The organism is Phytobacter massiliensis JC163 (genome assembly GCF_000321045.1).
Classification (GTDB): Bacteria; Pseudomonadota; Gammaproteobacteria; order Enterobacterales; family Enterobacteriaceae; genus Phytobacter_A; species Phytobacter_A massiliensis.
Genome location: NZ_HE578947.1, coordinates 344,324 through 353,496, shown reverse-complemented (window position 1 = coordinate 353,496; position 9,173 = coordinate 344,324). Strand labels below are relative to the sequence as shown.

The following is a 9,173-nucleotide window of genomic DNA, read 5'->3' as shown; positions in this document are numbered from 1 at the left end:
ACGGTTTTCCCCCTCTCCCTCCCAGGGAGCGGACCGGGGCTATGGTTTTCTCCCTCTCCCTCCCAGGGAGCGGACCGGGGCTATGGTTTTCCCCCTCTCCCTTCCAGGGAGAGGGCCGGGGTGAGGGTGTCAGGCCGCACACATCGTTTCCTGACACCTGCCAGCATTGCTTTTCCCCGGTGAAAATAGTACGGTCACACGCAGAGAATTCCTCGTGAATGGTAAAAATTATGCCGATAATTCAGTCTGTTGAACGTGCTTTGCAGATCCTCGACCTGTTTAACGACCAGGCGACGGAACTCAAAATCACCGAGATAAGCCAGCAGATGGGATTGAGCAAAAGTACCCTTCACTCGCTGCTGAAAACGCTCCAGCTTCATGGCTATATCGATCAGAACCCGGATAACGGCAAATACTGCCTGGGAATGAAGCTGGTCGAGCGCGGCCACTTTGTCGTTGGCACGATGGACATCCGCCAGAAAGCAAAAAGCTGGCTTACCACCCTTTCCCAGGAGACGGGGCAGACCACCCACCTGGGCATTCTGGACGGCAACGAAGGCGTCTATATTGAAAAAATCGAAGGTAAGCAGGCGGCCATCGCCTATTCGCGCATTGGCCGCCGCCTGCCCGTTCACGCCACGGCCATTGGCAAGGTGCTGATGGCCTGGCTGGGGGACGAGGAGCTTAACGCCATACTGGACGGCTACTCATTCACCCGCTTTACCCCCGCCACCCTGACCGACCGCGCCGCGCTGCTGGCGGCGCTGGCGCAAACCCGCCACAACCGCTACGCCCTCGACAACGAAGAGAACGAGCCTGGCGTGCGCTGCATTGCGGTGCCGGTGTGGAACCACGAATCGCGGGTGATCGCCGCGCTGAGCCTCTCCACCCTTACCTCGCGGGTGAATGACGAACAGCTGGCGGCCTGCCGGCAGAAGCTGATAGCCGCCGGGCTGGGGCTGTCGAAAACGCTGGGCTACCGTGAACGCTAGCCCGGCGTCCTGCTACGCCTCAGGCTGATAAACGAACGAGGCGAAATCAGCATGGCAGCCGTCGCCGCTGATATCCTCGCAGTGCAGCCCAACAAACGCGCCGGTAAAGAAGCCCCGGCCACCGATATAATCATCCGACAGCTTCCATGCCTCAAAGGTCAGCGGAATGGCCTGCCAGTTTTCACCCTCGAAAGAGTAGCTGTAGCGGTATTCCAGATGGTCGACATCCACCCGCAGCCAGACGTTTTCCACGCTCTCCGGCACCTCAATGGGCTTATCGTACAGGTGCCAGTGGGCCACGTTATGGTCGAGCTGGATAATTTTCAGCGTCCGCCCGCGCCCCTCTTCATAATCCATAAAGCAGTACGACCAGTTTTTGCTGTTGTAATAGCAGGTCAGCCCGGCGCTCTGCTGGAAGTGCCGCGGCGAAAAGGCCATCTGCGTTTCAGCATGAAAACGAAAATGCTGCCAGCGGCGGGCAACCGTGGACTGGGTAAAGGCGGAGTTGAGCGAATCATTGCCGTAAAGGCGCAAAAAGCCGGGGCGAGCGGTAAGCGAGCCGAGCTGCTCATCAAACGGAATGCGCAGCGTTTGCAGTTCCGGGTCGAGCCTGTCGCTGTCGAAATCCGTGCGCCATGCGCCCGAACCCGCGCCAGGCTGCTCGGTCATCCGCGGCCCCGGCACCGTCAGCGCCGCATGTTTGCCGCCCTCAACGTAAGGCCAGCCATCACGCCATTCGATGCGGGTTATCCCGGTTTCGCGCCCGAGCGGGCAGTATCCGCGCCCGCCTGCCGCCAGCCGCGGAATGCCCGGCAGATGCAGCGGGCGGCTGGTCAGGTAGGCCATATACCACTCGCCGGTATGGGTCTCCAGCAGCGAGCCGTGGCCGCTTTTTTGCAGCGGGTTTTCCGGCAGATGCCAGCTGGTCATCATCGTGACGTCCGGGTGCAGTTCATAAGGGCCGGTAATGTCCTTCGCCCGCAGTATCACCACCGCATGTTCGTAGCTGGTGCCCCCTTCCGCCACCAGCAGATAGTAGTAACCGTCGCGGCGATAGATATGCGCCCCTTCGGTATAGCCCAGCGGCGTACCGGTGAAGAGCGTGGAACGCTGCGGCGAGAGAGTTTGCGTGTCGGCAAAAAACTCCTGCATCACAATGGTGTTATGGGGGTTGCTGTGATGGCGTGGCCCCCATGGGCGATAGATGTAATATTTTCGCCCGTCGGTATCGTGGAACAGCGACGGGTCGAACCCGCCGTTGCCCATGGGAATGGGATCGCTCCACGGCCCTTCCACCGAGGGGGCGGTCACCAGGAGGTTGCGGCCGTTTTTCCACGGCGAATCGACAATTTTCACGTCGGTATAGAGCAGCCAGAACTTGCCGTCGGCGTAGCTCAGACAGGGCGCCCAGATGCCGCCAGAGTCCGGGTTGCCTTTCATATCCAGCAGCGCCACGCTGTCGAGAGGCGTACTGACCAGCGTCCAGTTTTTCAGGTCGCGGGAGTGATAAATACGCACGCCGGGGAACCACTCAAAGGTGGAGGTGGCGATGTAGTAATCCTCCCCCACGCGGCACATGGACGGGTCCGGGTTGAAGCCGGTGAGGATCGGGTTTTCAATCTGGTACATGATTCTCTCCTTAGTTCACTGCCGCTGCGGCATCGGCAGGCTGCGTCTGCGGCTGCGTTGCGCGCTGGCGCTGCAGCTGCTGGCTTATCTCTTCCACCCGTTTGCTGCTCAGTTTGTAGAACGACAGCAGGGTAAACATACCGACGTAGAGCACCACCGGCACAATGCAGAAGAGGATTTTAATGGTGGTCAGGACGTTATCCGGCTGGACGGCATTGCCTGCCGAGTAGCTGGAGAACGCAAGGATCCAGCCCACCAGCGCGCCGCCAATCGCCAGGCCGATTTTCAGGCTGAACAGGTAGGTGGAGAAGACCAGCCCGTCGAGGCGACGCCCGCTGCGGCTCTCTTCATAATCGACCACGTCAGAGGCCATCAGCCACTGCAGCGGCGTGGTGGTGTTAAAGACAAACAGGAACAGAATATTGAGGGCGAAAATCAGCGCGATATTGTCTGAGGGAATAAAGAAAATGCTCAGGCTGATCAGGGAATAAATGCCAATGATCCACTTGAACGAGGTAACGCGGTCAAAGCGCCCAAGCAGGCGTGACGAGCAGAGGGAGCCGAACATGGTCGCCAGGCTGCCGTACAGCAGGAACTGCGTTGCCAGCTCCGGGTGGTCCATGACGTACTTCACAAAATAGAGCGTCGCCCCGCCGCGCACGACGTTAGAGCCGGTAGCCATCATTTTAAAGGCGCACATAATTCGCCACTGGCTATTACCCATTAAGAGTTTCAGGTCTTTCTTAACAGAAGCGCCGGGCTGAACATTAAAAGTGTAACGTTCTTTGGTCGTAAAAAAGCAGACAAACAGCAGAACGACGCCGCAAATACCCAGCACGCACATCGCGCCGAAATAACCCACCTGCTCGTTACCTTTACCGATAATATTTACCAGCGGCAGGGCAATCCCGCTGATAGCTAATGACCCGGCGGCGGCGAGGAAAAAGCGCCAGGACTGTAACGCGTGGCGCTCTTTCGGATCGGCGGTAATAACGCCGGGCATAGCACAGTAGGGAACGTTAACGAAGGTATACACCAGGGTCAGTAATATATAGGTAATCGAGGCGTAAATAATTTTCCCCTGCGCGGAGAAATCAGGCGTATAGAAAGTTAATACGCAGACGATACCAAACGGGATCGCCCCCCACAGCAGATACGGGCGGAACTGGCCGTAGCGGGTACGGGTACGGTCAACCAGCAGCCCCATCAGCGGGTCGGTTACCGCATCCAGCACCCTGGAAATCAAAAACAGCGTGCCCATGACGCCCGCAGAGAGGCCGAAAACGTCGGTATAGAAGTACGCCAGCAAAAACATGGTGGCCTGCCAGACAAAACCGCAGGCGGTATCCCCCAGCCCGTAGCCGATTTTATCTTTCATCGTTAACTGCATTTTTACCTCCAGTCATATGAGAGGAATTGATTGCGAATGGCCGGGACCTACAAAATAAAATGCGTGAGCGTGCATTTTGCGAGGAATACACCCTTTATTCGTGCGCTTAAAAGATGGCTAATGCGGATTTGATTGTAGGAAGGAATGAAATAGAGCAACAATTGTCATTTTTGCTTTCGTAATTATGTATTTTAACTTCTGTGATAGCGATACAGTTTACCTGCCGACAGCAACAGATATTTCTCCCGTCCGGGATATTTTATTTAAATCTTATTTTAGCCGCCGAATAATTTATTCGGCGGCGCGGTGAAGACCGTTAATTAATTAAAGGCCAAGCGCTTTTTTACCGGCATTAATCACCTCAATAATTTTATCGGTATCGTATACGCACCCTTTCCAGGTGCCGCCGCTTACCGCCTGGAGCGCCGCCCACAGGCGGGTGTCGTCAGGAAGGAAGTCATGGGCTTTCAGTTCCGGGTGCAGCTCGCGCCCCGCCAGTACAACAGCGCCCTCTTCCGGCGTCAGGCGCGCAGCCGCTGTGCCGATAAAGTTCACGCTTCCTTCCAGCGACAGGCGATCGACCACGATCTCAATCAGATCGCCGCTGCGTAGCTTGCCAATCGGCCCGCCCGCCAGCGCTTCCGGCGCGACATGCCCCAGGCAGGCCCCGGTAGAGACGCCGGAGAAACGCGCATCGGTAATCAGCGAAACGGTTTTCCCCCACGAGATGTGCTTCAGCGCCGACGTAAGCTGGTAGGTCTCTTCCATGCCGGTGCCGGATGGCCCGCCGCCGATAATAACCATGATGTCGCCCTGCTGGATCTGCCCCTGCTTGATGGCTTTGATGGCCGCCTCTTCCGAGACAAAGACCCGCGCCTCGCCGGTGTGGCGGTAGACGCCGTCGTCGTCCACCACCGATGGGTCGATCGCCGTGGCTTTGATGACCGAGCCATCCGGCGCAATGTTGCCTACCGGGAAGGCCACCGTGGAGGTCATCCCTTTGGCTTTTGCCCCTTCCGGCGACAGGATTACCTCATCCGGCTCCACGCCATCCTGCTCGCGCAGGCACTGACGGAACTTCGCGCGGCGCTCAGAGTGCTCCCACCAGTCGAGGTTTTCACCGAGGGTCTGCCCGGTTACCGTCATCACATCTTCGTGCAGCAGCCCCAGCCGACGCAGGTGGAGCATCACTTCCGGTACGCCGCCTGCCAGGAACGCGCGCACCGTTGGGTGGTAGTCCGGGCCGTTGGGCAGGACGCTCACCAGGCGCGGCACTTTGCGGTTGATGGCGCTCCACTGCGCCACGTCCGGCATACGGCATTTGGCCGCATGGGCAATGGCGGGGATATGCAGCAGCAGGTTGGTGGAGCCGCCAAAGGCCGCGTGCACTACCATCGCGTTCTCGATGGCTTTGTCGGTGAGGATGTCGCGGGCGGTAATGCCCTTCTCGTCCAGCGCCATCACCGCCCGCGCCGACTGGCGGGCGATCTCCAGCCAGACGTCCTGGCCCGATGGCGCGAGCGCCGAGTGCGGCAGCGCCAGCCCTAACGCTTCGGCCACCACCTGCGAGGTGCCCGCGGTGCCGAGGAACTGGCAGCCGCCGCCGGGGGACGCGCAGGCGCGACAGCCCAGCTCGGAGGCCTCTTTCAGGCTCAGTTCGTTGTTGGCGTAACGCGCGCCGATGGTCTGTACCTTTCCGGCGTCTTCCCCGAAGGTGGGCGGCAGGGTCGCCCCGCCCGGCACAAGGATCACCGGCAGATCGTGCATTGACGCCAGGGCGATCATCGTCGCGGGCAGGCCTTTGTCACAGGTGGCGACGCCGATCACCGCCCGGCGCGTCGGCAGCGAGCGGATCAGGCGGCGAAAGACGATCGCCGCGTCGTTACGGTACGGCAGGGAGTCGAACATGCCGTGGGTGCCCTGGGAGCGGCCATCGCACGGGTCGCTGACAAAGGCGGCGAAGGGAATGCCGCTCAGGCGGGTGATCTCTTTTGCCGCTGCCGACATTTGCAGGCCGATCTCCCAGTGCCCGGTGTGATAACCCAGCGCAATGGGGCGACCGTCCGAGTGCCGGATCCCGCCCTGGGTGCCGATCAGCAGGACTTCTCTGCCGGTGAGTTTGTTGGCATCCCAGCCCATCCCGGCGTTTTGCGTCATGCCGAACAGATTGCCGCTGGGGGATTCGAGCAGCATTTGTGGTGTCAGCGGCAGCGCCCCCTGCGGCCCGGCGGCGTGGGTTTTCACCGCATAGAACTGTTCATCCTGCGGGGTAAAAATGGTGTTGATGGACATTGTCATATTCTCCCGGCCAGCCGCGTTCACAGAACGGCTGGCGACGTCATTTCGGAAGTTGTTCTACATTATAGAACAACGTTCTTATAATTTGATTCACTGTAATCCAGGTGTTGCACAGAGGTAAATCAGACAGTCGGGCAGACTACGCTTTTTTGAGGCTTGATCACAAAACGGGCGGCAACGGAATGTAATGGGCGGGGGTGCGGCACGGTTAAGGTGAAGGGGTGCCAGCCTGAGGGCTGGCACGGTTTTTGGGGTAAATTACCGCAGTTCTTTTACTCCCGCCCGCTCAGCCTGCTTTCGGTAGTGTCTGTATCGCTCCCGGAACCATGCTTTCTGTTCATCATTCATGTTGCCGGTGACGGCGTCGATATCCACTGGCTGGCCCAGGGCGTGCATACGGGCAAAGCTGCGCGCCAGAAAATCAAAGTTCTTTAGTGCATGTAAATCCTGTCGGTTCATTAGCATATTCCTCCAATTATTATGATTAATGTTTAAGGTCATATGCTTTCTGAGTTCAGTATCCGCCTGAAAACGATCATTTTTTGATCGGCGCGTGCGCTTTACGTCGCGCAAAACCCCTCGTAATTAACATTATTTGAAATTCCCAACGGCTATTGCCCGGCGCTCTATGACGCATCCGAACGTAGCCACGGCGTGATGGTCACGCCGGTCAGCAATCCCTCGGGGCTGAGTAAACGGGTCACCGTCTGCCCCCAGGGCTCCAGACGCTTGTCAATGAGCAGCTGGTACCCCTTTTTAATCAGGATTTCGGTGGCCTTTTCGATATCCTGCACTTCAAACTCGACCCATCCCTGAGGAACAGGAATATCTTCCGGCCATTCTTCTGTAGCAAAACAGGACTGCGCGGCCTGAGACAGAGGCCAGAGTGCAAAATGCTTTACGCCAGCCAACACATCCACGTCCGTCATCATGTAGTCGCTATTGCCTTCCATATGCTTTAACGGTAAGCGGAGCGTATCCTTATAAAACGCTTTACTGATGGCGGTATCACGCGTGACAGGGCCAAAGCCTGCGACAAACAAAACATCAATTTCATTAAGATCCGCGGTCATACCCCCTCCTGATACTGGCTGCATGCATTGTGCTTCTGGCTGAAAACGACAAATAGCATCCATGGGTTAATCAAAACATGGCTTATTTCTAAAAAAACACGCTTTCAGATTTTTTTGCCTTTAAATGGGCGTCAACGCCAGTTTGACGGCCAGCGCGGCAAAAGGAGGGGGAAAAAGAATCGCGCTGGCGGACAAAACGCTATCTGGCTGCGATACCCGCCTGGAACTAAAGAGGATGCTCCCTGAGAAAAGGACAATAAAAAAGCCTCACGGTGAACGATGAGGCTTTTGTTACGTTCCCTGATTGCCAGGCTTTATCCTTAAATGGAAGGCGTCACCATGATCTCATACGTTCCGCTATAGAGACCTAATGGATAGGTCTCACTGCGGTCTGCGGAGGTGAAGCGGACCCTGATGCTGGTATCTTTTGTCGCATCCTGCAGGGTGGGGTACACCGGCAGATTATTGACAGGATAAGAGGTCGATATGTCCCTGTCGCCGGGCTTGATCCAGGCGGTATTGATGCGCATCTGATCGCCATTCTCTGAAACCAGCCCTTTTGTAGCTGGCGAAGTCAGCGACACCGACACAGAACTGGCGTTGCCAATAAACAGAAGCTCTGGCGTTGTGCCGGTCATATAGCCGTTTTTCTCTTCAAGCTTTAATGTAATCGCACCGTTGGTCACATCGTTGCCCTCGACATAGATACGCACGCTGGTGCTGATTTCAGCCTGGACATCAATGGACGTTTTCATGGATGGGAGGGCGGATACGTTCAACGAAGTAAGCGCCAGCAGCGTGGTGAAAAATATACGTTTCATTCTCTTCTCCTAAGATCCTAACTTTCCGGTGTAATAACGGCAGTCACGGTATCCATTAAGCTGATGCCAGCAGCCATACCCCGCGTCTGCTTACCTTCCAGCTTGAACTGAATATCCACCGCCTGTGACGTACCGCTTCCTGCCGGCACTCGCCCCTGCCACACGCCATTCGGCAAGATTTCGTGATCCGATATCAGAATGTGGTAAGGGACCATACGATCCTGCGTTGAGGCTCGCATCCGGTACTGGTTGTTATGCGCCTGGGAGGACTCAAGGCTAAGCGTCCAGGGCATCGCCTCGTTTCCTGCCTCGAGGGTTTTACTGACCCGCAGCGTCACGGTGCCAGAGACATCATGGTTATCGCCTACGCTGCCGAGATGCAGCGCCGGCTTGCTAAATGACGCCGTCAGCACCTCCATCTGATCCTGGAGCAGGCTCAAATCGAGATACAGCGGATATTGTTGGCTCTCCCCGCCATCCTCCATGACGCTAACGCTGCCTATCGGCAGGTTGCCCGGCATTGTCGCCGTCAGGCTCCGCGACGTTTTGCGGGGCGTCAGGGTGGCGCTGACCTTCAGCGGAATTTCACGTTTCTGGCTGTCCGCGCCGACAAACAGCGAGGCGCCGCACTCCAGCTTGCTGTTATCCAGCATATTTGTAACGGAAACCCGCAGCCCCTCCAGGACGATATCGCCGCCTGCGCACTGGCTGACGCCAGACGGGCTAACGCTCAGGGTTGTCGCGCGATTGGCCGCCTGCACGATGCCGAGGGTATCGCTCCCGCCGCTGCCGGTTTCACCCTGCGAAAAAATGCGGACGCTGTTGTTACCCTGCGGCTGCACCGTGAGCCTCCCCTCGGCCTGCGCCAGCAGAGGGAGCAAGGCCGCGATGACTATCATTTTCCGCATACGTTATTCCTTACGCTGACACTGCTCATACACCTGCAGCTCACTGCCCATCTCAAAGGAGA

The 9,173-nt window shown here is 57.5% G+C and carries 8 protein-coding genes; 1 reads left to right on the top strand and 7 read right to left on the bottom strand.

Annotated features, from left to right (window positions below):
• Window positions 1-230 precede the first annotated feature (230 nt).
• A complete protein-coding gene (locus ENTHG_RS15780) occupies window positions 231-992 on the top strand; it encodes an IclR family transcriptional regulator (protein ID WP_044182518.1) in 762 nt (253 codons plus the stop codon).
• A 12-nt stretch (window positions 993-1,004) separates the two neighbouring features.
• Here the strand turns inward: ENTHG_RS15780 and ENTHG_RS15775 are convergent, their stop codons facing one another.
• From ENTHG_RS15775 to ENTHG_RS15745, 7 genes are all read right to left on the bottom strand, one after another.
• On the bottom strand, window positions 1,005-2,621 hold the full coding sequence (locus ENTHG_RS15775) for a glycoside hydrolase family 43 protein (RefSeq protein ID WP_044181657.1): 1,617 nt from the start codon (window positions 2,619-2,621) through the stop codon (window positions 1,005-1,007).
• A 10-nt stretch (window positions 2,622-2,631) separates the two neighbouring features.
• Entirely contained in the window at window positions 2,632-4,011 is a 1,380-nt protein-coding gene (locus ENTHG_RS15770) for a glycoside-pentoside-hexuronide (GPH):cation symporter (protein ID WP_044181654.1), read from the bottom strand.
• Between the two features lie 324 nt (window positions 4,012-4,335).
• Window positions 4,336-6,303 (bottom strand): YjhG/YagF family D-xylonate dehydratase, encoded by a 1,968-nt coding sequence (locus tag ENTHG_RS15765; protein WP_044181652.1) that lies wholly within the window; start codon window positions 6,301-6,303, stop codon window positions 4,336-4,338.
• 264 nt (window positions 6,304-6,567) lie between these two features.
• Window positions 6,568-6,768 carry a cell surface composition regulator GlgS gene (glgS, locus tag ENTHG_RS15760; RefSeq protein ID WP_044181650.1) on the bottom strand — a complete coding sequence of 67 codons (201 nt, stop codon included), beginning with the start codon at window positions 6,766-6,768 and terminating at the stop codon, window positions 6,568-6,570.
• A 167-nt stretch (window positions 6,769-6,935) separates the two neighbouring features.
• On the bottom strand, window positions 6,936-7,382 hold the full coding sequence (locus ENTHG_RS15755) for a VOC family protein (RefSeq protein ID WP_044181648.1): 447 nt from the start codon (window positions 7,380-7,382) through the stop codon (window positions 6,936-6,938).
• A 320-nt stretch (window positions 7,383-7,702) separates the two neighbouring features.
• Window positions 7,703-8,203: a hypothetical protein gene (locus ENTHG_RS15750; protein WP_044181646.1), complete on the bottom strand. Its 501-nt coding sequence runs from the start codon at window positions 8,201-8,203 to the stop codon at window positions 7,703-7,705.
• Window positions 8,204-8,220: 17 nt separating this feature from the next.
• Window positions 8,221-9,111, bottom strand: coding sequence for a hypothetical protein (locus ENTHG_RS15745; RefSeq protein WP_052332726.1), 891 nt, complete (start codon window positions 9,109-9,111; stop codon window positions 8,221-8,223).
• Window positions 9,112-9,173: the final 62 nt, after the last annotated feature.

Coding starts and splice junctions, on each gene's coding strand:
- ENTHG_RS15765 (WP_044181652.1), bottom strand. CDS start 6,303: ATGTCCATCAACACCATTTTTACCCCGCAGGATGAACAGTTCTATGCG.
- ENTHG_RS15780 (WP_044182518.1), top strand. CDS start 231: ATGCCGATAATTCAGTCTGTTGAACGTGCTTTGCAGATCCTCGACCTG.
- ENTHG_RS15775 (WP_044181657.1), bottom strand. CDS start 2,621: ATGTACCAGATTGAAAACCCGATCCTCACCGGCTTCAACCCGGACCCG.
- ENTHG_RS15750 (WP_044181646.1), bottom strand. CDS start 8,203: ATGAAACGTATATTTTTCACCACGCTGCTGGCGCTTACTTCGTTGAAC.
- ENTHG_RS15755 (WP_044181648.1), bottom strand. CDS start 7,382: ATGACCGCGGATCTTAATGAAATTGATGTTTTGTTTGTCGCAGGCTTT.
- ENTHG_RS15770 (WP_044181654.1), bottom strand. CDS start 4,011: ATGCAGTTAACGATGAAAGATAAAATCGGCTACGGGCTGGGGGATACC.
- glgS (WP_044181650.1), bottom strand. CDS start 6,768: ATGAACCGACAGGATTTACATGCACTAAAGAACTTTGATTTTCTGGCG.
- ENTHG_RS15745 (WP_052332726.1), bottom strand. CDS start 9,111: ATGCGGAAAATGATAGTCATCGCGGCCTTGCTCCCTCTGCTGGCGCAG.